The 23,190-nt window shown below is 70.9% G+C and carries 23 protein-coding genes; 8 read left to right on the forward strand and 15 right to left on the reverse strand.

Annotation, left to right across the window (positions count from 1 at the left end; genetic code table 11):
• Nucleotides 1-262: 262 nt before the first annotated feature.
• Nucleotides 263-1,069 (forward strand): NAD-dependent epimerase/dehydratase family protein, encoded by an 807-nt coding sequence (locus C4T78_RS02355; protein ID WP_093347746.1) that lies wholly within the window; start codon nucleotides 263-265, stop codon nucleotides 1,067-1,069.
• On the opposite strand, the gene C4T78_RS02360 is transcribed toward C4T78_RS02355, so the two are convergent.
• The 3 genes from C4T78_RS02360 to C4T78_RS02370 form a co-directional block, all read right to left on the reverse strand.
• Entirely contained in the window at nucleotides 1,021-1,815 is a 795-nt protein-coding gene (locus C4T78_RS02360; RefSeq protein WP_177247422.1) for a heparin lyase I family protein, read from the reverse strand. The two genes, C4T78_RS02355 and C4T78_RS02360, sit on opposite strands and share 49 nt — an antisense overlap.
• A 5-nt stretch (nucleotides 1,816-1,820) precedes the next feature.
• Complete coding sequence (locus tag C4T78_RS02365) at nucleotides 1,821-2,840, reverse strand: glycoside hydrolase family 5 protein (RefSeq protein ID WP_093347743.1); 1,020 nt, start codon at nucleotides 2,838-2,840, stop codon at nucleotides 1,821-1,823.
• Nucleotides 2,841-2,988: 148 nt separating this feature from the next.
• A complete protein-coding gene (locus C4T78_RS02370; protein ID WP_093347740.1) occupies nucleotides 2,989-4,188 on the reverse strand; it encodes an MFS transporter in 1,200 nt (399 codons plus the stop codon).
• Nucleotides 4,189-4,394: 206 nt separating this feature from the next.
• On the opposite strand from C4T78_RS02370, the gene C4T78_RS02375 reads away from it, so the two are divergent.
• Nucleotides 4,395-5,219: a helix-turn-helix domain-containing protein gene (locus tag C4T78_RS02375; RefSeq protein WP_093347738.1), complete on the forward strand. Its 825-nt coding sequence runs from the start codon at nucleotides 4,395-4,397 to the stop codon at nucleotides 5,217-5,219.
• 7 nt (nucleotides 5,220-5,226) lie between these two features.
• On the opposite strand, the gene C4T78_RS02380 is transcribed toward C4T78_RS02375, so the two are convergent.
• Both C4T78_RS02380 and C4T78_RS02385 read right to left on the reverse strand, forming a co-directional pair.
• Nucleotides 5,227-6,387, reverse strand: coding sequence for an acyl-CoA dehydrogenase family protein (locus C4T78_RS02380; protein ID WP_093347736.1), 1,161 nt, complete (start codon nucleotides 6,385-6,387; stop codon nucleotides 5,227-5,229).
• A gap of 113 nt (nucleotides 6,388-6,500) precedes the next feature.
• On the reverse strand, nucleotides 6,501-8,021 hold the full coding sequence (locus C4T78_RS02385) for a 3-hydroxyacyl-CoA dehydrogenase (RefSeq protein ID WP_093347733.1): 1,521 nt from the start codon (nucleotides 8,019-8,021) through the stop codon (nucleotides 6,501-6,503).
• Nucleotides 8,022-8,211: 190 nt separating this feature from the next.
• On the opposite strand from C4T78_RS02385, the gene C4T78_RS02390 reads away from it, so the two are divergent.
• Nucleotides 8,212-9,420: an acetyl-CoA C-acetyltransferase gene (locus C4T78_RS02390; protein WP_093347730.1), complete on the forward strand. Its 1,209-nt coding sequence runs from the start codon at nucleotides 8,212-8,214 to the stop codon at nucleotides 9,418-9,420.
• Between the two features lie 150 nt (nucleotides 9,421-9,570).
• Here the strand turns inward: C4T78_RS02390 and C4T78_RS02395 are convergent, their stop codons facing one another.
• From C4T78_RS02395 to C4T78_RS02435, 9 genes are all read right to left on the reverse strand, one after another.
• Nucleotides 9,571-10,332: a thermonuclease family protein gene (locus tag C4T78_RS02395; RefSeq protein WP_093347728.1), complete on the reverse strand. Its 762-nt coding sequence runs from the start codon at nucleotides 10,330-10,332 to the stop codon at nucleotides 9,571-9,573.
• 155 nt (nucleotides 10,333-10,487) lie between these two features.
• The gene (locus tag C4T78_RS02400; protein ID WP_093347725.1) at nucleotides 10,488-11,009 is read right to left on the reverse strand and encodes a COG4315 family predicted lipoprotein; all 522 of its coding nucleotides are present in this window, start codon (nucleotides 11,007-11,009) and stop codon (nucleotides 10,488-10,490) included.
• A gap of 119 nt (nucleotides 11,010-11,128) precedes the next feature.
• Nucleotides 11,129-11,512 (reverse strand): VOC family protein, encoded by a 384-nt coding sequence (locus C4T78_RS02405; RefSeq protein ID WP_093347723.1) that lies wholly within the window; start codon nucleotides 11,510-11,512, stop codon nucleotides 11,129-11,131.
• Complete coding sequence (locus C4T78_RS02410) at nucleotides 11,509-11,808, reverse strand: ArsR/SmtB family transcription factor (protein WP_093146315.1); 300 nt, start codon at nucleotides 11,806-11,808, stop codon at nucleotides 11,509-11,511. Before C4T78_RS02410 ends, C4T78_RS02405 begins: the two co-directional genes overlap by 4 nt.
• Nucleotides 11,809-11,863: 55 nt before the next feature.
• Complete coding sequence (locus C4T78_RS02415) at nucleotides 11,864-12,871, reverse strand: cation diffusion facilitator family transporter (protein WP_093347720.1); 1,008 nt, start codon at nucleotides 12,869-12,871, stop codon at nucleotides 11,864-11,866.
• Nucleotides 12,872-13,005: 134 nt separating this feature from the next.
• Complete coding sequence (locus C4T78_RS02420) at nucleotides 13,006-13,473, reverse strand: DUF4442 domain-containing protein (protein WP_093347717.1); 468 nt, start codon at nucleotides 13,471-13,473, stop codon at nucleotides 13,006-13,008.
• Nucleotides 13,474-13,521: 48 nt separating this feature from the next.
• Nucleotides 13,522-14,670 carry a DUF6923 family protein gene (locus tag C4T78_RS02425; protein ID WP_093347716.1) on the reverse strand — a complete coding sequence of 383 codons (1,149 nt, stop codon included), beginning with the start codon at nucleotides 14,668-14,670 and terminating at the stop codon, nucleotides 13,522-13,524.
• On the reverse strand, nucleotides 14,670-15,437 hold the full coding sequence (locus C4T78_RS02430; protein ID WP_093347715.1) for a bestrophin-like domain: 768 nt from the start codon (nucleotides 15,435-15,437) through the stop codon (nucleotides 14,670-14,672). Before C4T78_RS02430 ends, C4T78_RS02425 begins: the two co-directional genes overlap by 1 nt.
• Nucleotides 15,434-15,688, reverse strand: a complete 255-nt coding sequence (locus C4T78_RS02435) for a helix-turn-helix domain-containing protein (RefSeq protein WP_093146310.1) — start codon at nucleotides 15,686-15,688, stop codon at nucleotides 15,434-15,436. Before C4T78_RS02435 ends, C4T78_RS02430 begins: the two co-directional genes overlap by 4 nt.
• Before the next feature lie 199 nt (nucleotides 15,689-15,887).
• On the opposite strand from C4T78_RS02435, the gene C4T78_RS35920 reads away from it, so the two are divergent.
• From C4T78_RS35920 to C4T78_RS02450, 4 genes are all read left to right on the forward strand, one after another.
• Nucleotides 15,888-16,112 carry a hypothetical protein gene (locus C4T78_RS35920; RefSeq protein ID WP_146075827.1) on the forward strand — a complete coding sequence of 75 codons (225 nt, stop codon included), beginning with the start codon at nucleotides 15,888-15,890 and terminating at the stop codon, nucleotides 16,110-16,112.
• A gap of 168 nt (nucleotides 16,113-16,280) precedes the next feature.
• Nucleotides 16,281-17,690, forward strand: a complete 1,410-nt coding sequence (locus C4T78_RS02440) for a family 2B encapsulin nanocompartment shell protein (protein ID WP_258958313.1) — start codon at nucleotides 16,281-16,283, stop codon at nucleotides 17,688-17,690.
• Between the two features lie 55 nt (nucleotides 17,691-17,745).
• Entirely contained in the window at nucleotides 17,746-19,140 is a 1,395-nt protein-coding gene (locus C4T78_RS02445; protein ID WP_235863080.1) for a family 2B encapsulin nanocompartment shell protein, read from the forward strand.
• 281 nt (nucleotides 19,141-19,421) lie between these two features.
• Nucleotides 19,422-20,456 carry a family 2 encapsulin nanocompartment cargo protein polyprenyl transferase gene (locus tag C4T78_RS02450; protein WP_093348578.1) on the forward strand — a complete coding sequence of 345 codons (1,035 nt, stop codon included), beginning with the start codon at nucleotides 19,422-19,424 and terminating at the stop codon, nucleotides 20,454-20,456.
• A gap of 33 nt (nucleotides 20,457-20,489) precedes the next feature.
• Here C4T78_RS02450 and C4T78_RS02455 read toward each other — a convergent pair whose 3' ends face one another.
• A complete protein-coding gene (locus C4T78_RS02455; protein WP_235863079.1) occupies nucleotides 20,490-21,992 on the reverse strand; it encodes a helicase HerA-like domain-containing protein in 1,503 nt (500 codons plus the stop codon).
• A 243-nt stretch (nucleotides 21,993-22,235) separates the two neighbouring features.
• Here C4T78_RS02455 and C4T78_RS02460 point away from each other — a divergent pair, with 243 nt between their 5' ends.
• Nucleotides 22,236-22,991, forward strand: coding sequence for an SDR family NAD(P)-dependent oxidoreductase (locus C4T78_RS02460; RefSeq protein ID WP_093347712.1), 756 nt, complete (start codon nucleotides 22,236-22,238; stop codon nucleotides 22,989-22,991).
• Nucleotides 22,992-23,190 lie beyond the last annotated feature (199 nt).

Here is a 23,190-nt window from a genome sequence, read left to right on the forward strand (position 1 = left end):
CGGAGCAGGTCGCCAACAGTCCACTGTGGAATTGTTCAGCCGCGGTTTTGCCGCGCATTCACCAGAATTCACATATTCGAATGTCAGTCATATACTTGACACAATTCACATACTGACATAGTTTCATGTTCGAGGTCCGGGGCGCGACGCGGAATCCGCGTTCACCGACCGGGGGTTCGCTCAGGTCTGGCGGCGGGAGCGAACCCCCACCCCGGCCACCTCCCCGTCTACCGTGTGCGGTGTGCAACCCACGGAGGAACCAATGCCGCCGCAACGAATCCTTGTCACCGGCGCCGCAGGCCTGGTCGGCGCGATGCTGCGCACCCGCCTGGCGCGGCCGGACCGCGTCCTGCGCCTGCTCGACATCCAGCCGCCGCCCGCCGCCGAACCCGGCGAACGCGTCGAGCTGCGCACCGCGGCGATCACCGACCCAGAGGCGGTCCAGCAGGCCTGCGCAGGCGTCGACGCCGTCATCCACCTCGCCGGGCGCAGCAGGGAACACACCTGGGAGGAAATCCTCTCGACCAATGTGGACGGAACCCGGAACGTCCTGGAAGCAGCGCGCAGAGCCGGCGTGCCACGGGTGATCCTCGCATCGAGCAACCACGCCGTCGGCTTCCTGCCCGTCGCCGGCGCGGGCGATGAAGGCATCCCCGACGAAGCACCGCCCCGCCCGGACACCTACTACGGTTTCAGCAAGGCGGCCATGGAGGCGCTGGGGAGCCTCTACCACTCCCGGTTCGGCATGGACGTGATCTGCCTGCGCATCGGCGCCTGCACACCACGTCCCAACGACGAGCGGGACCTGTCGATCTGGCTGTCCCCGGACGACGCCGGGCGGCTGTTCGAGGCCTGCCTGACCACCCCCTCCCCCGGTTTCCGGGTGGTGTGGGGAGTTTCCCGCAACACCCGGCGGCTGCTGTCGCCCACCGGTGGCGAGCAGATCGGCTACCACCCCCGCGACGACGCTGAGGACCACGCCGCGGAGGTGGTGCCGAACCGGCCCGGCACCGAGCAGGACTACCTCGGTGCTTCGTTCACCACCCTCCCGCTGGGCGAGCCCGACTGAGGCGCGACATCGGCGTAGCCGGTGCCCACCTTCGCGTCGGCGAGGTAGGCGGTCGCCTCGCCGCGGACACCATCGGACCGGTACACGCCCCACTTGTCGGTCACGAAGTCCGCGCGCAAGGTGGCCGCCGGCACCTGCTTCTGTCCATTGAGGAGCTGCTCCTCGCCGTTGTACCAGAACCGGACCCAGCCCTCGCCCGGATCGCTGGAGACGTGCACGCCGATGACGAAGCTGTTCCAGCTCCCCCGGGGCATGGGAACCTCCCACAGCCGGGTGGTCTTCATGTCCGGGTCGGCGTACTCCAGGTCCAGCACGTCACCGCGGGCGCGCAGCGACAGCGGCGGGGTCGCCGCACCGGGCCCGTAGTCCTTGAGCTGCCACAGCGCGACCCACTCGCCCTCGGCCGTGGGCAGCGGGTCCCACATCGACCGCCAGCCGATGTAGTAGGTGTCGCCCTCGGTGAACCGCAGCCGGTCGCCGTCCGGCGTGCGGTGCCCGCGCGTCTCCACCCGGACCCGCTCGGAACCCTGCTGCTCACCGGAGGTGTGCAGCCGGTACACCGAACCGTGCTCGCCCAGCGGGTCGTCGACGACCTCGACGCTGCCCGGCTTCTCCTCCACGCCTTCGAACACCGAGGTGCCGCGCGAGGTTTCGGCTTCCCACGACGTCGCCGGAGCCGAGAGCGCGGAGCCCGACAGGAGCACCGCCGCCGCGATCGCGACCCCCGTGCACAGCAGCTGCCGCACCGCGATCACCCGACCCGTTCGCGCACCCACACGCCGGCCGGCTTGAGCTGGTCGGTGCCGGGGTACGGGCCGGCGTCGCAGGTGCCCTCCTTGAACACCGCTCCGGAGCGGGAGTCGTCGGAGAAGTTCCAGTTGGTCCAGCTGATGTTCTTCTCGGCCATCAGGTCGATGTAGCGCTGCGCCATGTCGAAGTCGTCGCCGCCGTCACCGGTGGCCTCCTGAGTGCCGAACTCGGTGACGAACATGGGCAGCTTCTCGGCCGCGCGGGAGAGCGTGTTCAGGTACTCCTCGCCGTGCGAGGCCGCGTAGAAGTGGAAGGTGTACATGACGTTCTCGGCGTTGACCGGGTTGTCGACGATCTCCTTCTCGTCGGCGCCCTCGGACACTCCCAGCGACGACCAGGCGCGGGTGCCGACCAGCACCACCGAGTCCGGGTCCTGCTCCCGGATCACCGGGATCAGCTCCTCGGCGTAGCTCTTGATCTCGGACCACTCGACGCCGCTGGGCTCGTTGGCGATCTCGTAGAGGACGTTCGGCTTGTCCTTGTGGCGCTGGGCCACCTCGGTGAAGAACGTCTTGGCCCGCTCCAGGTTGTAGTTCGGGTCGCCCGGGTCGAGCATGTGCCAGTCGATGATCGCGTACATGCCGCGCTCGGTGGCCTCCTCGACGTAGTTGTTCACCATCTCGGTGAACTTCGCCGGGTCGTCCTCGTAGCCGCCTTCCTGGATGTACATGGAGATCCGGAGGACGTCGGCCTGCCAGTCCTGGGCCAGTGCGTCCAGCGACTCGTCGTTGACGCACTGGCTGTACCACTGCAGGCCGTGCGTGCTCATCCCGCGCAGCTGCACCGGTGCCCCGCTCTCGTTGCACAGCGTCATGCCGCACACCGACAGAACCCCGTTCTGCGCAACGGGTTCCAGCTCAGCCGGGATCGTCGTCCCCGGCGCGGCGGCCTGGGCCGCGGTGCCGGTCATGAGCAGGGTCGCGGCTACGGCGGCCGCGCGGACACAGTTCTGCCACCTCATCGGCATCTCCTCGGTCGAAGGCGATTCTGGCGGCGGGAAATCGGAAACTAAGTTCCCAATTGCGGGCCACGATAGCGACCGCGGAGAAAAGCCGTCAATACCCCGCAACAGGGGACTTGCCAACCGGAGGCGGCAGAATCCCCGCTGGTCAGGCCGATGCTCGTCCGTCCGGGTGAGGCACCGTCCCCCGGCCGGCCACCACCGCGGCGGCGGTCTGTGCGGCCGCGGTGACGCACATCAGCGCGAGCGGCGCCTGCCACCCGGAACCGGTGCTGCGCAGCAGCCCGAACAGAACCGGCCCCACCGCCGCCAGCAGGTAGCCGACCGACTGGGCCATCGCCGACAACGCACCCGCGCCGGCGGCATCCGGCGCGCGCAGACCGAGAAACGCCAAGGCGAGCACGAGGCAAGCTCCGCCGCCCAGACCGAGCAGGAAGCTCCACAGCACCGCCCAGCCCGGCATGACCAGCAGCCCCAGGTAGCCGACCAGCACGACCAGCGAGCAGGCCACCGACACCGCGCGCTGATCACGTGCTCCGCGCAGCACCGCGGGCACCGCCGAACCGGTCAGCACCGCAACCGCCTGGAACAGGAACAGCAGCCATCCCGCTGCCGCCGCGCTCATCCCGCCGTCCTGGAACACCTGCGGCAACCACGTCACCGCGACGTAGAAGCCCAACGACTGCAGGCCCATGAAGGCCGTGACCGCCCACGCCAGCGCCGATCCCCACGGCAACCGGGGCCTGGGCGCCTCCACCAGAGCACGCGGGCTTCTGCACTGCGGGAGCCACAGCGCCAGCGCTGCCGCGGCGAGCACGATCCAGCAGCCCAGCGCGGTGGCCCACCCGCCCGGCGCGACCTCGCCGATCGGCACCGCGAGCCCGGAGGCCACTGCGGCGACACCGCCCATCACGGTGGCGTACGCGCTGGTGAGCAGCCCCACCGACGTCGGGAGGTCACGCTTGATCAGGCTCGGCAGCAGCACGTTGCCCACCGCGATCCCGGCCCCGATCAACACGGTGCCTGCGAACAGCGGGCCCACGGCCGGGAACCACCGGACCGCGATCCCCAACGCCAGCACCCCGAGAGCGATCCCGAGCAACCGCTCCGGCCCGAACCGCGCTGCCAGCCGCGGAACCACCGGCGACACCACCGCGAACGCCAGCAGCGGCACCGCGTTCACCAACCCGGCCGCGCCCGGAGCCAACCCCAGATCGGCCTGCACGCGATCCAGGACCGGCCCGACGCCGGTCAGCGCCGGGCGGAGGTTCGCGGCCACCACCAGCAATCCCCACACCAGCAGCACCCGGCCGGAACCCGGCCGCTCGGTCCCCGCCAACACGCTCATCTCGACAACCACCACCGTGGACGGACATCCGGCAACGCGGAGAGCCGGTCGGTCCACACTGGACATCACCGGCGGATCGCGACCGCTCTCCGTGCCCACCACGGTGGCGTCCCGCCGCGCCGACGACCAGACCACGCTCTGGATGGCCCCGGCAGGGCCACCCCCGTCGCTTCGGAATCAGCGGAATCGGCCATATCCTCACGTGCATGGGCACGCCGTTGGGGGACTTCGTCCGGTTCAAGCGCGACAGCACCCAGCCGGAGTCCCTGGGGCTGCCGGCCCGCCGCCAGCGCCGGGCACCCGGTCTGCGCCGCCAAGACCTCGCCGCGCGGGCCGGGATCAGCGTCGAGTACCCGACCCGCATCGAGCAGGGCCGGGACCGCAATCCGTCGGCCGCGGTGGTCAACGCGCTCGCGGACGCGCTCGGTCCGGCGCTCTCGGAGCGGAACCACCTGCGCTACCTCGCGAAGCTGACCGGCAGCACGTGCTCCGCCGATCTGCGGCCCGCACCGCCGCCCCGGCACGTGCGAGCGCCGGTGCTGCGGACGGTCCAGCTCCTCGAACCCGGGATCGCCATCGTGACCAACCGGCTCGGCGACGTCCTGGCCCGCAACAGCGGATTCGAAGCGATCACCAGCGGCATCGGGCTGCTCGAGGCCGACCGGCCCGACCTCACGCGGTACGTCTTCACCGATCCCCGCGCCCGGACGTTCTTCGCCGATTGGGACGACATCGCCGACGAGCAGGCCTTCGACCTGTGGCTGGCGCCCTCCGTCGAGAACTCCGAGTGGCTCACCGCCGAGCTCTCCCCCATCGCCGGGCCCGACTTCACCCGGCGGCTGAAGCGCCACGTCGTGCCGGAACGCGCAGCGCTGCGCCTCGGCCACCCGGCCGGGCACCGGCTCCGGCTGCTGCGGGAGACCCTCGAACTCCCCGCCGACGCCCAGCAGCTCGTCGTCCTCCACCCCGCCGACGAACCGACCGCGCAGGCCCTGGAGCGCCTGCGCCGCCCGCTGCGGTCCATCTCCTGACGCGCGCTCAGGTCAGGGCGTCGACGCCGGTCAGCGACCTGCCGATGATCAGCTTCTGCACCTGGCTGGTGCCCTCGTAGAGGGTCAGCACCCGCGCGTCGCGGAGGTACTTGCCGACCGGGTACTCGTCGATGAAGCCGTACCCGCCGAAGACCTGCAGCGCGTTGTTGGCGACGCGGACCGCGGTCTCGCTCGCGTGCAGCTTCGCCATCGACGACGCGGTGGTCAGCTCCTGGCGCGACACCCCGCGATCGGCCAGCGCCGCCGCGCGCAGCGTCAGCAGCCGCGCCGCCTCGACCTCCACCGCGGAATCGGCCAGCAGCTCCTGCACCAGCTGGCGGGAGGCGATCGGCTTGCCGAACTGCACCCGCTCGCCCGCATAGCGGGTCGCCGCGCTCAGCGCCGCCTGCGCCACCCCGACCGCGCCCGCCGCGACCGAGATCCGGCCCTTGGTCAGCGCGCCCAGCGCGATGCCCAGCCCCTTGCCGACCTCGCCGAGGCGCGCCGAATCCGGCACCCGCACCTCGTCGAGCACCAGCTCCGCGGTGGCCTGGCCGCGCAGGCCGAGCTTGCCGTGCACGGTGTTGGCGGTGAAGCCGGGCGAATCGGTGGGCACCAGGAAGGCGGTGATGCCCCGGCCGCCGTCGTCGCTGGTGCGCGCGAACAGCAGGGCCACCTTCGCCCAGGTCCCGTTGGTGATGAACATCTTCTGCCCGGTGATCACCCAGTCCTCGCCGTCGCGGCGCGCGCGGGTGGTCAGCGAACCCGGGTCGGAGCCCGCGTCTGGTTCGGTCAGCGCGAAGCACCCGAGCGCCTCACCACCGGCCAACTGCGGCAACCAGTGCTGCTTCTGCTCCTCGGTGCCGTGACCGGCGATGGACTTGGCCACCAGTCCCAGCGACACCGACACGATGCCGCGCACGGAGGAGTCGCCGCGCCCGAGCTCCTCGATCACCAGCGCGTAGCTGATCATGTCGGCCTCGACGCCGCCGTGCTCCTCGGGCAGCGTCAGGCCGAGGAAGCCGAGTTCGCCGAGCTTGCGCACGATCGCCAGGTCGACCTCCTCGCGGCGGTCCCACTCGCGCACGTGCGGCACGATCTCGGCGTCGACGAACTGCGCCGCCATCTCCTTGAACGCGGTCTGGGTGTCGGTCAGTTCGAAGTCCACGGTGTTCCTCTTGGTTCTCGGCGTTGCTGCCCGCGGGCGAGGTCCCGTGAGTGTTTTGGGGCGCTATGGCACCCCAAAACACTCACGGCCCCCCGTTCCGGGTGCCCGGTTCGTCAGGTGAGCAGGTCCTGCGGCGTGGTGCCGGTTGCGGTGAGCTCCAGACCGAGCTCGGCGCGCTCGACCAGCCAGCGGCTGGGGCGGTAGCGCGGGTCGCCGGTGGCCGAGTGCAGGGCGCGCAGGATCGACAGCACCCGGCGCGGCCCGACCTGCTGCCCCCACTCCAGGGGACCGCGCGGGTAGCCCAGCGCGATCCGCACCGCGGTGTCGATGTCGGCGGGCTCGGCCAGGCGCTGCTCGGCGATGAAGCAGCTGGTGTTGACGATCGCGGCGAGGATCCGCTGCGCGACCATGCCCGGGCTGTCGCGCACCACCGTCACGGCGCGGCCGGTCGCGGCCAGCGCGGCCCAGGCCGATCGTGCGAACTCCACGTCGCAGGCCGGGTGCACCGACAACGTCCAGCGGGCCTCGGTGCTCAGCGGGTCGACGCCGCACACCCGCGCCACCGGCAGACCCGCGGACCGCGCGGCGGTGGCGGCGCTGTGGCCGTGCGGGGTGACCAGCACGACCGCGTCGTCGGAGGGCTCCGGCGACCGCTCGACCTCGACGCCCGCCGCGGCCAGCGCGTCGAGCAGGTCCGCGCTGTCCGACCAGACCGGGCGCGAAACGGCCTCCGGCGCCTGCGGCTCGGGCGCCTCCTGCTTGACTCCGTCGGCGTAGCTGTAGAAGCCCTCACCGGTCTTGCGGCCGAGCAGCCCGGCCTCCAGGCGGGTGCGGGTGATCGGCGACGGGCGCAGCCTCGGGTCGCCGTAGTAGCCGGTCCAGATGCTCTCCATCGCCGGGTGGGTGACGTCCAGCCCGGTCAGGTCCATCAGCTCGAACGGGCCCATCCGCAGGCCGAGCACGTCGCGGCAGATCCGGTCGACGTCCGAGGTGCTCGCCACGCCCTCGGAGAGGATCTGCAGCGCTTCGGTGACCAGTCCGCGGCCGGCGTGGTTGACCAGGAAGCCGGGCGTGTCGGTGGCGCGCACCGGCGTGTGGCCCAGGCGTCGCACCAGCGCCAGCAGCGCGTCGGGGATCCACTCCGCGGTCCGGGCGCCGGGGATGACCTCCACCAGCCGCATCAGCGGCACCGGGTTGAAGAAGTGCAGCCCGGCGAGCCTGCTCGGATCGCCCAGCGCGGTGGCGATGGAGGTGACCTGCAGCGAGCTGGTGTTGGTGGCGAACACGGTGGACGGCGGGCAGATCTTCTCCAGCTCGGCGAACAGCTCGCGCTTGGTGGCCAGGTCCTCGCGGACGGCCTCCACGACCAGGTCGCACTCGGTGGGCGCCAGCGGGCTGTCCACCGGGCGCAGCCGGTCGCGCGCGGCCGCCGCCTGCTCGGCGGTCATCCTCCCCTTGCCCGCCAGCTTGTCGAACATCCGGCCGATCTCGGCGACCGCGGTGGTCACCGCCTCGGTCCGCGCGTCGGCGAGCTCCACGGTCAGGCCGGCCGCCGCGGCGATCTGCGCGATGCCGCGCCCCATCACCCCGGTGCCGATCACCCGCACCGCGTTGACCTGCTCCGCCCACTGCATGGTCGACCTCCCGAAAGGTTGCCCTCGACGCACCTTCGCACGGCACGCCAAGACCGTCCAATACTGAATTGCCCGGCCAGTGATATCCGATCGAACATAATCGCCGCGTGTTCCGGAGCGCAACGGCGCTGTGCTACGAACGAAAAACGGCGGCGGAACGGCCGCCGGGCTGCAATCGAAGGAGCAAGCGATGCGCGAAGCGGTGATCTGCGAACCGCTGCGGACCCCGATCGGCCGGTTCGGCGGGGTGTTCAAGACCGTACCGGCGGTCGACCTGGCCTCGACGGTGATCAGGGCGCTGCTGGCGCGCACCGGGCTGGACGCCGCGGCGATCGACGAGGTGATCCTCGGCCAGGGCTATCCCACCTCCGACGCCCCGGCGATCGGCCGGGTGGCGGCGCTGGACGCCGGGCTGCCCGTCGAGGTCGGCGGCACCCAGCTGGACCGCCGCTGCGGCTCCGGGCTGCAGGCCGTCCTCGACGCCGCGATGCAGGTGCAGACCGGCGTCAGCGATGTCGTGCTGGCCGGCGGCGCGGAGAGCATGAGCAGCGCGCCTTTCTACACCACCGAGGCCCGGTGGGGCATCCGCGGCAGCGGCCTGGAGCTGCACGACTCGCTGGCCCGCGGCCGGGTCACCGCGGGCGGCGCGAACTTCCCGGTGCCCGGCGGGATGCTGGAGACCGCCGAGAACCTGCGCCGCGAGTACTCGATCCCCCGCACCGAGCAGGACGAGCTGGCGGTCCGCTCGCAGCAGCGCGCCGCTGCCGCCCAGAGCGCCGGGCTCTTCGCCGACGAGATCGTGCCGGTGACGGTGCGCTCCCGCAAGGGCGACACCGTGGTCGAGGTCGACGAGCACCCGCGACCGGAGACCACTGTGGACTCCTTGGCCGCGCTGAAGCCGGTGCTGGGCAAGGCGGATCCGGAAGCGACGGTGACCGCGGGCAACGCCAGCGGCCAGAACGACGCGGCGGCGATCTGCATCGTGACGACGCCGGAGCGCGCCGCGGAACTGGGCCTGCGGCCGCTGGTCCGGCTGGTGTCGTGGGCGCGGGCGGGCGTGCCGCCGCGCACGATGGGCATCGGTCCGGTCCCGGCGTCCGCGAAAGCGCTGCAGCGCGCCGGGATCACCCTCGCCGACGTCGACCTGATCGAGCTCAACGAGGCGTTCGCGGCGCAGGTGCTGGCCTGCACGCGGGAGTGGGAGTTCAAGCCCGCCGACTTCGAGCGCCTCAACGTCAACGGCTCCGGCATCTCCCTGGGCCACCCGATCGGCGCCACCGGTGCCCGCATCCTGGCGACGCTCTCCCGCGAGATGCACCGCCGAGGAGCCCGCTACGGCCTGGAGACGATGTGCATCGGCGGTGGCCAAGGCCTCGCCGCGGTCTTCGAACGCATCTGATGCACCGAGTCCGACGGAGGACACCTCTCGCCAGCGCGTTGGCGGCAGGTGACCTTCGTCGCGCAAGGGCATGAGTCGAGGAGAACACCACCGGTGCGACCGGTGCTCGGGGCCGCACGCGGTCCGGGCCCAGCCGGCCCTGGTGGCGGTTCAGCACCACCACTTGCGGGCGCAGTAGCCGCCGGTCAGCGAGCCGTCCGGCAAGTTCGGCGCGTCCACGTTCACGTGGTCGTCGTAGTCGGGGGTTCCGTCGCCGTCATCGTCGCCGTAGACCTTGGGACTACCGCAGGGATGCGCGTAGATTCCGTTCGGCCGGTACTCCGCGATTCCGTGCGAGGACCTGATGTTGTCCATGTAGGTGGTGTTGGCCTGACCGCCCTCGTACGGCGTGGCCCATCCTTCCAGCACCAGCTCATTGCCGAGGTCGGTGGCGAAGTACGGCCCGAACTGCAGGTACGCCAGGGTGCGACCGTACGGATCCAGATCCACACCGGGTTCCTTGTGCAGCATCACCGCTCGGCCCTGGACCTTGGAACGCGTGAACTCGGTGGCGCCAGGGCCTGCGCACGTGTCGGCTTCAGGGGCGTCCACGCCCAGCAGGCGGATGCGGCGGCCGTCGGCCAGCTCCACGGTGTCGCCATCGATCGCCCGCGTGACGATCACCTGCTCTCCACCCGGGTGACACGTGCGGTCCCCGTCATAGACGGTGTCCACGCTGCGGCACTCGAATCGCGCAGCCGGGGCTGTCGTCATGGGTGCGGCCGACGGCGGTATCGCAATCGCAGTGGCGTCCTGCGCTGCGGGGGTGCTGCTCGGGGTGGTCGTGTCGTCGCTGTTACCCGACACCGAGTTGCAGGCGCCGACGACCAGGACGAATCCGATCACACCGCCCCATGCTTTGGCCTTGCCCACATCGTTTCCTTCCACGATTCCAGTGGTGAGCAAGGTTCAAATCGCTGAACGCACTCCGGCGTTACACAAGGGCCGCACCGACCGGCCGCACGCCGTTGCACGGCTCGGGTCGGCGCAGGTCGCCCTTCCCCCGGTCACGCCCCGTCGTTGGCGGCCTAGAACCGGTTTCCCGCGGGCGACAGGGCGTACCAGTAGCCGCCGCCGGAGCGGACGCCGTTTCCGTTGGCCTGGCCGGGGACGTCGTCGCCGATGTAGTAGTACAGCGGGTGTCCGTTGTAGACGACCTGGTTGCCGCCGTCCGGGCGCCGGACCGTGGTGAGCAGTTCCTGGTTCACCTCCGGGCCGGCCACCGGCGGGTCGTTCGTGGTCAGCGGCGGCCAGTCGCGCGCGCAGCCGTCGAGGCAGGTGGGCTCGGCGTCGCCGTCCTGGTCGAACAGGTAGACCGCGCGGCCGTCCGGGCCGGTGAGCACCGCGCCGAGGCCGGGCACCGGCTGGGTCCGCACGACGATGGCGCCGCCGGTGACGGCCGGTGCGGTCGCCGGCGGTGGCGGGGTTCCGACTCCGCTGCCCGCGGGTTCTTCTCCACCGGGCACGCACCCGGCGATCAGGGCCAGCACGCCGCCGGCCAGTCCGATGCCGCCCAGCGCGGCCGTGCGGGCTCGGGTGAGGTGGACCATCGAGGCCTCCCTGCGGCCGGGGTCCGGGCCCCGGGACGACGCAACGCGGACCACAAGTCTCACGCACCGCGACCGCTTCCGCAGGCGGGCGCCGCCGCTCCGCGGCGCCCGCCGCGGGGTCACATCTGCACGATCTGGATCAGGTTCCCGCAGGTGTCGTCGAAGACCGCCGTGGTCACGTCGCCCATCTCGGTCGGTTCCTGGGTGAAGCGCACGCCCCGGGCGGAGAGCCGCTCGAACTCCGCCCGGACGTCGTCCACCTGGAACGACGTGGCCGGGATGCCGTCGTTGACCAGGGCGGTCTTGTACGGCTTGACCGCGGGGTGGCCGTCGGGCTCGAGGAGCAGCTCGGTGCCCTCCGGGGCCTCCGGCGAGACCAGCGTCAGCCAGCTGGCCTCGCCGAGCGGGATGTCGCGCTTCACCTGGAAGCCGAGCACCTCGGTGTAGAACTTCTGCGCCTTGCGCTGATCGTCGACGAAGACGCTGGTCACGTAGATCTTCAAGGGGTCTCCTCCGCGTCTGGCCCGAGCCACCGGTCGGTCAGGTGTTCCAGCGGACCGGTGTTCAGGTGGTGGAACTTGTAACGACCGTCCCGCCGGGTCTCGACCAGTCCTGCCTCCACCAGCACCTCGATGTGCTGCGAGATGGCCTGGCGGGACGACCCCAGCCCGTGCTTGCCGGTCAGCCGACCGCAGATCTCGAACAGGGTCTGGCCGTCATGATCGGCCAGTTCGTCGAGGATCGCCCGCCGAGTGGGGTCCGCCAGCGCTCTGAACACGTCGCTCACCCGATCCACCATAGGCAAGCATTCACTTGCACGCAAGCAGCTGCTTGCCTATTGGCTCCGGGCCCGGTCAGCGGTGGTGCGCGACGAGCTCGTGCGCTTCCTGCGGGCCCGACGGGTGGGCGTGGACCAGCGCGCCGCCCAGTCGCGGCAGCGCGTGCCAGAGGCGGTGCTCGGCCTCGTGCGCGATGCGGTGGGCCTCGGCGAGGCTGAGCCGCGGATCGACCTCCAGCTCCACTTCGGCGCGCAGGGAGTGGCCGACCCAGCGCAGCCGCAGATCACCGAGGCCCCGCACGCCCGGAGTGCCGGCCAGCTCCTGCTCGGCGCGCACGACCAGACCGGGATCCACGGCGTCGAGCACCCTCGCGAGGACTTCCTTCGCCGAACCCCACAGCACCACGAGGATCGCGCCGGTGATCAGCAGCCCGACGACGGGATCGGCCCACCACCAGCCCAGCACCGCGCCGGCCGCGGAGCCGAGCACGGCCAGGCTGGTGAAACCGTCGGCCCGCGCGTGCAGTCCGTCGGCCACCAGCGCGGCCGAGCCGATCTCCCGGCCGATGCGGATGCGGTAGCGCGCGACCAGCTCGTTGCCCGCGAAGCCGAGCAGCCCGGCCGCCGCCACCCAGGCGATGTGCTCGACGCGCTGCGGCGCGACCAGCCGCTGCACCGACTCCCACGCCGCCATCGCGGCGGATGCGGCGATCACGAGCAGGATGATCAGCCCGGCCAGGTCTTCGGCGCGGCCGAGCCCGTAGGTGAAGCGGCGCGTCGCCGCGCGTCGGGCGAGCAGGAAGGCGATGGCGAGCGGGATCGCGGTCAGCGCGTCGGCGAAGTTGTGCAGCGTGTCGCCGAGCAGGGCGACCGAGCCGGTGAAGGCGACCAGTACGGCTTGCCCGACCGCAGTGACGGCCAGGACGCCGAAGGAGATCCACAGCGCCCGCATGCCCTTCCGGCTGGCCGTCAGCGCGCGGTCGACGGATTCGACGGAGTCATGGCTGTGCGGCGTCACGGCGTGCTTCAACCGCGCCCACCCGTGCCCGTGCCCGTGCCCTGTTCTCGCCCGCTTCGGCCACATCCGGACTCCTCGGATTCGGCGACATCCGAACCATAGGCCCGCGACCAGGCGTGCGACAACGCTGCAACTGCGAGGAAATCGCAGCTGCGCCCGCGACGGTCCATCCACAGTGGAACCGCCGCGGGAGCCGGTGGTCAGCCGTTGGGGCGCAACGTCCAGATGATCGACATCTCGCCGGTGACCGCACCGTCCGCGCGCTGGATGCTCACCTGGACCGGGAACTCCGGGCGCTCCCCGGCGTCCAGCTCGGCCAGCACGTCGGCGATCGGGCGGCCCAGCACCGCCGTGGCGGTCACCGCACCCATGGCGAGCTTCTTGAAGTCGATCTCGGAGCGGACGGCCAGCGGCACCGCGCGGCTGAGCTGGTCGCCGAACGCCGCGATCACGATGGCGCCGCTGGCGGATTCGGCGAGGGTGAACATCGCACCGGCGTGCGGGCCGCCCACGTGGTTGTGGAATTCCGCCTGGTCCGGCAGGCGGAGCACGGCCCGCTCCGGCGTGGTCTCGACGTACTCCAGGTTGAGCGTGCGCACCATCGGCACCGACTGGGTCAGGAAGGCGCCGACGTCGAAGGAATCCGCGGCAGCGGTTTCGGTGGTCATGCCACGGATGCTACTCATCGGTAACTTGTGTTGCCAAGACCACCCCGGTCATCGCGACAGCCGCCGCACCGCGGCGCTGCCGCCGAGCACCAGCACCAGCACGGCCAGCACCCACCGCCGCTTCTCCTCGGTGCTGTGCCCAGAAGCCTCCACATCGGGCTCCTCCGCAGGCGGGGCGAAATCGCCCGGTGACGGCGGAGAAATCGGCGTCGGCTCCGGCGTCGGACTGGGCTCCGGAACCGGCGTCCGCGACGGCGGATCCGACGGCGGCGCCGTCGTTGGCGCGGTCGTCGGCGGTGCGGGCGAAGGCGGGATCGTCGATGGCGGGACGGTCGGCGAAGCGCTCGACGGTGGCGGAGCGGTCGAAGGCGGCGGAACCGGTGGGCGCTCCCCCGCCAGGCAGCCCGCCGCATCGGAGCTCGCCATCGGGAGGACGGCGGCCAGCTCGCGCACCGAACCGTCCCGGCCCACCCGGTACATCCCGCCCGACTCGTTCGCCGTGACGTAGAGCTCGCGGTCGGGCCCGATCACCACTGATCCGTAGCTGAGCGGCGGAAGTCCGGGCACATCGGCCACTTTCGACACCTGCCCGCTGCCGCGGTCCAAGCGCACCAGGGCCACTGCGCCGGTGCTGGTGGCGGTGACGCTGTAGAGCTCCCCGTCGACCGGATCCACGTCGAAGTCGTCGAACGACGACAACCGGCCCAGCCCTTCGACACCGGTCATCGACAGCACTTCCAGGAAGGTCCGGCTCCCGGGCTCGACGTCCACCACGTACAGGTAGCCCTTCTCCACCAGGTACCAGCGATTTCCGGACACCGTCCCGGCCGAGGGCGCGCGCAGCGGGTGCCACCGGGAACCCTCGCGCCCGGCGCGGACGGGCCCCAGCTCCCGGGTCTGCCCGTCCGCCGCGATCGCCACCGCGCGCCCGCCGACCGGGAACGGGCCGGAGGGCCCGCGCGAGGCCATCGCGTACACCAGGCCCTGCGACTTCGAGTACCCGAGTGCGTTCAACCGGTAGCCCGGCGCGGCCAGCTTCGTGCTGGTCGCGCCGGGGAAGTCCACGCGGTGCAGGGTCGAGAGGCCGCCGCGGTCGCGGACCTGCAGCACCGAGCACACCGAGGACGCGGCCGCGGTCACCACCCAGGTGGCCGAGGCCAGCAGCACCAGGGCGATGGCCGCCGCGCACCACCGCATCAACTTCGACCGAGCCGTTCGAGCGCCCAGGTGAAGGCCTCCGGACCGATCCGCGAACCGCCGCTGAACGGGTTCTGCAGCTGGAAGATCGCGAACAGCAGCAGCGCCAGCGCACCGGCCAGCGTGGAGACCAGCACGATGTGCGGGAACAGCCGGGTTCCGCCGAAGAGGTTCGGCAGCAGGACGCACACCACGCTGCCCAGGATCAGCACGAACCACACCACCGCCACCACGCCGCGATCGAACGCCCTGGTCAGCCGCTCGTGCCGCTCCTCGTAGACCTTGCCGAGCTGCGCGCTGGCCTCGGTCTTGCGGCCCTCCTCGAACTCGCCCTCGGCCGGGGCGTTCAGCACCACCTCGCGGATCCGGTCCAGCTGCGCCCAGCCCCGCCCGGCCACCTCGCCGCCGCGCTGCATGACCGGCCACTCCTGGTCCACCACCGTGCGCAGGTACCCGGCGCCGAGCTCGCGGACCTCGTCACCGGCCGGCTCGGGCAGCGAGTCCACCGCCCAGGCGACCGAGACCAGGCTCTGCGCCTCCCGGTAGGCCCCTTCCCTGGCATCGGTCACGGTGTCGAACAGCGTGACCAGCACGAAGGCCAGCACCACCGCCTGCAAGCCGCTGACGATGGTGAACACCTGCCCCGCCGCGTCGTTGTTGCTCGGTCTGCCCTCGTCCTGCCCGATCCGGCGCACCAGGTAGCCGACCAGCGCCGCGACCACCGACGCGCTCAGGACCCAGACGGTGCCCTGCAGGTAGATGTTCATTCGGCGCTCCGGAGCGCGGCCTCGCCGCGCGAGAGCACGGGTTCGGGCACCAGCAGCTCGCCGACCTGGCAGCCCAGCGCGGCGCAGATGATGTCCAGATCGGACAGCTTCAGGCTGGCCGGCGTCTTCGACCACAGCCCCGACATCTTCCCGGCCGAGACCACCAGACCGTGTTCGGCGAGCAGTCGTTGCAGCTCGGCGGCCTTCCAGATACCACGCTGGGCCGCGACCAACCGCAGGTTCCACTTCACGACGACATCGCCTCCCACTCGATCTGCACAGACCGGATGGCGCTTGCGCACACGCTCGCCCGCCTCCTGATGCACGAGAGCGGGCATTGCAACCCGCTCGACACGATTTCAGAAATTCTGAAGGAAACACCGCGAAGAACGCAGTTCCTCCGCGGCCGAACAGTACTCCGAATTGGACGGAGCACAGATAGTCCGATTCGTGGAATCTACCGCAGCGGAGTTGATCACCCATTCAGAGCAGTATGCCCCCGGAATATTCCAAGATCACCGAAATGGCCTAGCGCAAGCAGGTGGAAGACCGCTGAATTGCCGGACACCATTGCCAATGACGATTACGCAGCGTTTTGCGCAAGCCGCGATCCAGCTGACCCAAAACCAGCTCGCCACCTCGAACTTTACCGAAATGAGCAGCACTTTCGGGTGACTGTACGGCCGAGATCAGCAGTGCTAATGTCGCCGTCGGCAGCGCGGAAGGCAGTGGCCCGACAACGAGCGAGCCATTTCATTCCATCCATTCCGCATTCTGGTCAAACCATTCCTCAGCGCAATTCGGACGACACTTTCGACGGGCTAGATGATTGGTGGTATTGGCGTGACTGGGACCGAACCGCTCAACACCGGCGGCAGCGTTGAACCGCAGTTGAGCCTGAGCACGGCGGCGGCCCGTAACCTGGCGACCACGACCAAGTCCGAACCGCAGATGCAGGGCATCACCTCGCGCTGGCTGCTCAAGATGCTGCCCTGGGTGCAGGCAGCGGGCGGCACCTACCGGGTCAACCGCCGGCTGAGCTACACCCTGGGCGACGGGCGGGTCACCTTCACCAACACCGGCGCCGACGTGCGCGTGATCCCGCAGGAGCTGCGGGAGCTGCCGCTGCTGCGCGGGTTCGACGACGACAACGTCCTCGGCGCGCTGGCCGACCGGTTCGTGCAGCAGGAGTACGAGCCGGGCCAGGTGATCGCCACCGCGGGCCAGCCCGCCGACCAGGTCGTGCTCATCGCGCACGGCAAGATCAACAAGATCGGCACCGGCGAGTACGGCGACCAGACCGTGCTCGGCGTGCTGGCCGACGGCGAGTTCTTCGGCGCGCACGTGCTCGGCGCCGACGCGACCTCCTGGAACTCCACCTACCAGGCGGTCACCCGCTGCACCGTGCTCACCTTGCGGCAGCAGGCCTTCCAGGAGATGAACGGCCACTCGGAACCGCTGCGCGAGCACGTCCGGCAGACGCTGGCCCAGCCGAAGCGCAAGCACAACCCGCACGGCGAGGCCGAGATCGAGATCGCCTCGGGCCACGCGGGCGAACCGCAGCTGTCGGGGACCTATGTGGACTACGAGCTCGAACCCCGCGAGTACGAGCTGAGCGTGGCGCAGACGGTGCTGCGGGTGCACAGCCGCGTCGCAGACCTCTACAACCAGCCCATGAACCAGACCGAACAACAACTCCGGCTCACCATCGAAGCACTGCGCGAACGACAAGAGCACGAACTGATCAACAACCGCGACTTCGGCCTGCTCCACAACGCCGACCTCCGCCAGCGCATCCACACCCGCACCGGCCCACCCACCCCCGACGACTTCGACGAGCTGCTGACGCTGGTGTGGAAGGAACCCGGGTTCTTCCTGGCCCACCCGCGCACCATCGCCGCCTTCGGGCAGGAGTGCAGCAAGCGCGGCATCTACCCGCACAGCATCGACCTGCAGGGCCACCAGGTGCCGTCCTGGCGTGGTGTGCCGATCCTGCCCTGCAACAAGATCCAGGTCAGCGACACCCGCACCAGCTCCGTGCTGCTGGTGCGCGCCGGTGAGCAGAACCAGGGCGTCGTCGGGCTGCACCAGACCGGCATCCCCGACGAGTACCGGCCCGGCCTCTCCGTCCGCTTCATGGGGATCAACGACCAGGCCGTGATCTCCTACCTGGTCAGCGCCTATTACTCGGCGGCCGTGCTGGTGCCCGACGCGGTCGGCGTGCTGGAGCACGTCGAACTCGGCCGGGCGTGAGCGGTTCCGGAGCTCTGCCACCCGCAGCACCGATCAGCTAGGAGCAGTGGACATCGTGACCGAACCCGAGACCAGAGCCGACGAACCGTCCCCGTTGAGCCTGGGCACCGCGGCAGCCCGGCAGCTGTCGACGACGACCAAGTCCGTCCCGCAGATGCAGGGCACCACATCGCGCTGGCTGGTGCGGATGCTGCCGTGGGTCGACGTCGGCGCCGGCACCTACCGGGTCAACCGCCGCCTGACCTACGCCCTCGGCGACGGCCGGATCACCTTCACCAACACCGGCGCCGACGTGCGCGTGATCCCGCAGGAACTGCGCGAGCTCCCGCTGCTGCGCGGGTTCGACGACGACACCGCGCTGGGCGCGCTCGCCGACCGGTTCATCCAGCAGGAGTACGAGCCCGGCCAGGTCATCGCGCGGGCCGGTCAGGCCGCCGAGCAGGTCGTGCTCATCGCCCACGGCAAGGTGAGCAAGGTCGGCACCACCGAGTACGGCGACGAAGCGGTGCTGACCGTCCTGGCCGACGGCGAGTTCTTCGGCGCGAACGCGCTGCTCGGCGAGGACGACACCTGGCAGCACACCTACAAGGCGGTCACGCCGTGCACCGCGCTCGTGCTGACCAGCCGCGCGCTGCAGGCCGTCAACCTCCGGTTCGACCAGCTGCGGGCGCACATCGCGGCGACCCGGGGGCAGCCGACGCCGGTGCACAACAAGCACGGCGAGGCCGAGATCGCGCTCGCCGCCGGGCATTCCGGCGAACCGACGCTGCCCGCGACCTACGTGGACTACGAGCTCGAACCCCGCGAGTACGAGCTGAGCGTGGCGCAGACGGTGCTGCGGGTGCACAGCCGCGTCGCAGACCTCTACAACCAGCCCATGAACCAGACCGAACAACAACTCCGGCTCACCATCGAAGCACTGCGCGAACGACAAGAGCACGAACTGATCAACAACCGCGACTTCGGCCTGCTCCACAACGCCGACCTCCGCCAGCGCATCCACACCCGCACCGGCCCACCCACCCCCGACGACCTGGACGAGCTGCTCGCCCGCCGGCGCAAGTCGAAGTTCTTCCTGGCCCACCCGCGCACCATCGCCGCCTTCGGGCGCGAGTGCACCAGGCGCGGGGTCTACCCGGAGACCACCGAGGTGCAGGGCCGCCAGGTGCACGCGTGGCGAGGCGTGCCGATCCTGCCCAGCGACAAGATCCCGGTCAGCGAGAACGGCACCAGCTCGATCCTGTGCATGCGCGTCGGCGAGGACGACAGCGGAGTGATCGGCCTGCAGCAGACCGGCCTGCCCGACGAGCAGCAGCCCGGGGTTTCCGCGCGGTTCATGGGAATCAACGACCAGGCGGTGATCTCCTACCTGGTCAGCACCTACTTCTCGGCGGCGGTGCTGGTCCCGGATGCCCTCGGCGTCCTCGAACACGTCGAGATCAACCGCTGACCTGGTCGGTCGCGACTCGTCGTGAGCGCGCAGCCGTGCTGTGCGCTCACGACCCCCGAATTCGGCGTCACGGGCCCGTCGCCGGGCTCCCGCCACCACTTCGAACACGAAATCGGTTGACGCCCCTCGTGTCGACCGGAGTCCTGCCCAACCGCACCTCATCAGGGGACCGTGATGCAACCCAGCCACAAGAAACCGCCAAACGCGAGAACGACGTCAAACACGACCACCACTGAAAGACGCGGAGAGGCGGGACCGGAGGCGGACCAGTGACCACCACCATGCAGCAGGACGCCCGCCGCGCGGGCGCTGCTTACGAGGCGCTGACCCGCAGTCGCACCATGGTCGAGCCCGCGCTGCGGGCCGCGGTCGACCGGTTGCCCACCCGGATGCAGCAGGTCGCCGGGTACCACTTCGGCTGGTGGGACGAGCACGGCAACCCGGTGCGCGCCGATCGCGGCAAGGCGCTGCGCCCGGCGATGGTGCTGCTCACCGCCAGCGCCGTCGGCGGCGATCCCGCGGAGGCCGTCCCGGCCGCCGTCGCCGTCGAGCTGGTGCACAACTTCTCGCTGCTGCACGACGACGTGATGGACGGTGACGTCACGCGGCGGCACCGGCCCACCGCGTGGACGGTGTTCGGCAGCGGCCCGGCGATCCTGGCCGGCGATGCGCTGCTGTCCCTGGCCTCCGACGTGCTCGGCGCGTGCCGACATCCCGAAGCCGCCGACGCCGTGCGGGCGCTGAGCACGACGGTGCTGAACCTGATCAACGGGCAGGTCGCCGATCTGTCCTTCGAGGACCGCCGCAGCGTGGACCTGGCCGAGTGCCAGCGGATGGCCCGGGACAAGACCGGCGCGCTGCTGGGCTGCGCGTGCGCGCTCGGGGCGATGTTCGGCGGTGGCAAGACCGAGCAGATCGCGCGGCTGCGCAGCTTCGGCGAACGGCTCGGGCTGGCGTTCCAGCACGTCGACGACCTGCTGGGGATCTGGGGCGACCCGGCGATCACCGGCAAACCGGTGTTCTCCGACCTGCGCACCCGCAAGAAGACCCTGCCGGTGGTCTCCGCGCTGACCTCCGGCACGCCGGCCGGGCAGCGGCTGGCCGCCGTCTACCTCCACGACCAGCCGCTGTCCGGCAGCGACCTGGCCCAGTCCGCCGAGCTGATCGCCCTGGCGGGCGGGCGCAGCTGGAGCCAGAACCAGACCGACGACCTGCTCAACTCGGCGCTGGCCGACCTGCACCGCGCCGATCTCGCCGCTCGACCGGCCGAGCAGCTCAGCGCCCTGGCCCACCTGATGACCCACCGCGATCACTGATCGGCGCCGGTGACCGCCATCGACGGGTGGCGGTCACCGGCGCCGATTGCCGAACAAGCCCCTCGTGATCTCCCGCCCGAGAGCGCCGGCCGCCGACCGGAAGAACGACCGGACCGCCGGGTTGTCCATCGCCTGCTGGAAGATCCCGGGCTTGTCCGGCGCGGCTTCCTCCGGTTCCGGCGTCGGCGCAGCGGCGACCTTGCTCGCCAGGCGCTCGTAGGCGGATTCGCGGTCGATGGTCTGCTGGTACTTGCCGCACAACGGCGAGGAGGCCGCGCTCGACCGCACAGCTTCCTCCCCGATCGTGCCCATCAGCGACCGCGGAGCCCGCAACCTGGTCCAGGCCACCGGTGTCGGAGCGCCGGTCTCGGAGAGCACCGTCACGATCGCCTCGCCGGTGCCCAGCGAGGTCAGCGCCTCGTCGAGCCGGTAGTGCCCGGTGGTCGGGAACGTCTTGACCGTGCGGCTCAAGGCCTTCTGGTCGTCCGGGGTGAACGCGCGGATCGCGTGCTGGACGCGGGCGCCGAGCTGCGAGAGCACCGCGTTGGGCAGATCGGTGGGCAGCTGCGTGCAGAAGAAGACGCCGACCGCCTTGGAGCGGATCAGCTTCACCGTCTGCTCGATGCGCTCCAGGAACGCCTTGGACGCACCGGAGAACAGCAGGTGCGCCTCGTCGAAGAAGAACACCAGCTTCGGGCGGTCGAGGTCGCCTGCTTCGGGCAGCTCCTCGAAGAGCTCGGCCAGCAGCCACATCAGGAACGTGGAGAACAGCACCGGGTCGGCCTGCACGTCGTCCAGCTCCAGCACGTTCACCACGCCCTTGCCGTCGACCTGCCGGAACAGGTCTGCGACCGCGAGCTCCGGTTCGCCGAAGAAATCGGCCCCGCCGCGCGCTTCCAGGTTCGACAGCGCGCGCAGGATCACCCCGGCGGTGGCCGCCGAGACCCCGCCGATGCCGGTCAGCTCCGCCTTGCCCTCGTCGCTGGTCAAGTACTGGATGACCGCGCGCAGGTCCTTGAGGTCCAGCAGCGCCAGGCCGCGCTGGTCGGCCCAGTGGAAGATCAGGCCCAGCGTCGACTCCTGCGTCGGGTTCAGGCCGAGCACCTTGGCCAGCAGCAGCGGCCCGAAGCCGGTGATGGTCGCGCGGATCGGCACGCCGCGCCCGCCGGTGCCCAGCGACCAGAACTGCACGGGGCAGGCGGTGGGCCGCCAGTCGTCGCCGACCTGGGCGGCGCGCTCGGCCACCTTCTCCCCGCCCTCGCCCGCCGCGGCCAGCCCGGAGAGGTCGCCCTTGACGTCGGCGAGCAGCACCGGCACGCCCGCCTCGCTGAGCTGCTCGGCGAGCAGCTGCAGCGTCTTGGTCTTGCCGGTGCCGGTCGCCCCGGCCACCAGGCCGTGCCGGTTCATCGTGGCCAGCGGGATGCGCACCGCCGCCCCGGCCTCGGCGGCGCCGTCCACGACCACCGCCCCGAGTTCGACGGCAGCTCCTCCGGTCGCATAGCCCGAAGCGATCTGCCGCGCCGCGTCGTCCGCCACCAGGTCCTCCCCGCCCGCCGGTCCGTCCCGGATCGAACACTAGGTCCGCGCCCGGCCTGATCCCGGCCGAGCCACCCGGACGGGCGACACGTCGGTGAGTCCGGCACTACCGCCCCGCACAGCGCCCGTCAACAGCCGATCTCTCCCTTGAAGCGCGGTCCACTCCCCGCCTAGAGTGCAGTGGTCGGATGATCCGCCCGCACCGACCCTTCGGTCCATTGTGGAGCACCAGGAGGCAGTCCGTTGCACGACGCTCGCACGGCCATCGTCACGGGGGCGGGATCCGGCATCGGCTACGCCACCGCTGTCGCGCTCGCCGCCGAGGGCTACCGGATCGTGGCCGTCGACATCGCCGCCGACGGGACCGAGCGGGCCGCGGACGCAGTCGCCGCGGCGGGCTCGGAAGCACTGCCGGTCGCGCTGGACGTGCGCGACGCCGATGCGTTCGAGGCCGCCGTCGACCGCGCTGAGCAGCACTTCGGCGGCGCACCGGAGCTGCTGGCCAACATCGCCGGGATCGGGGTCGCCGCGACGCTGACCGAGACCAGCCGCGAGGACTGGGACGCCGTGCTCGGCGTCAACCTCACCGCGCTGTTCGAGACCTGCCGGATCGTGCTGCCCCGGATGGTGGCGGCCGGCGGCGGCTGCATCGTCAACGTCTCCTCGGTGGCCGGAGTGGTCGGCGTGCGCAACCGGGCCGCCTACTGCGCGTCCAAGGCGGGGGTCATCGGTCTGACCCGTTCCATCGCCGTCGACTACGCCGACCGCGGCATCCGGGCCAACGCGATCTGCCCGGGAACGGTGGCCAGCGAGTGGATCGGCAAGATCCTGGCCGACGCGCCGGATCCGGGTGCCGCGCGCGAGGCCATGGAGAAGCGCCAGCTCGACGGCCGGATGGGGACCCCGGAAGAGGTCGCCGAGGGCATCGTCTTCCTGGCCGGAGCCCGTTTCGCCAACGGCAGCGCTTTCGTCATGGACGGCGGCATGACCGCCATCTGAAAACTGCATGTCGGTCGATTTGCGTGGCGGTGCGGGGGCCGAACCTCAGCGCCGCCTGGACTCCGGGATCCCGGACTGATGTATGCCCAGCTTCCCTCGCCGGGCGACCGCTGAGAACCCGCGGCGGTGCAAGCGCCGAGGGTGCGCCAAACGCCTCCGGCGTTTCAAAGACAAAAGAACAAAGTCAAGCTCTCAGCGC

Origin of the sequence: Saccharopolyspora kobensis (assembly GCF_900108315.1) — a bacterium.
GTDB lineage: Bacteria > Actinomycetota > Actinomycetes > Mycobacteriales > Pseudonocardiaceae > Saccharopolyspora > Saccharopolyspora kobensis.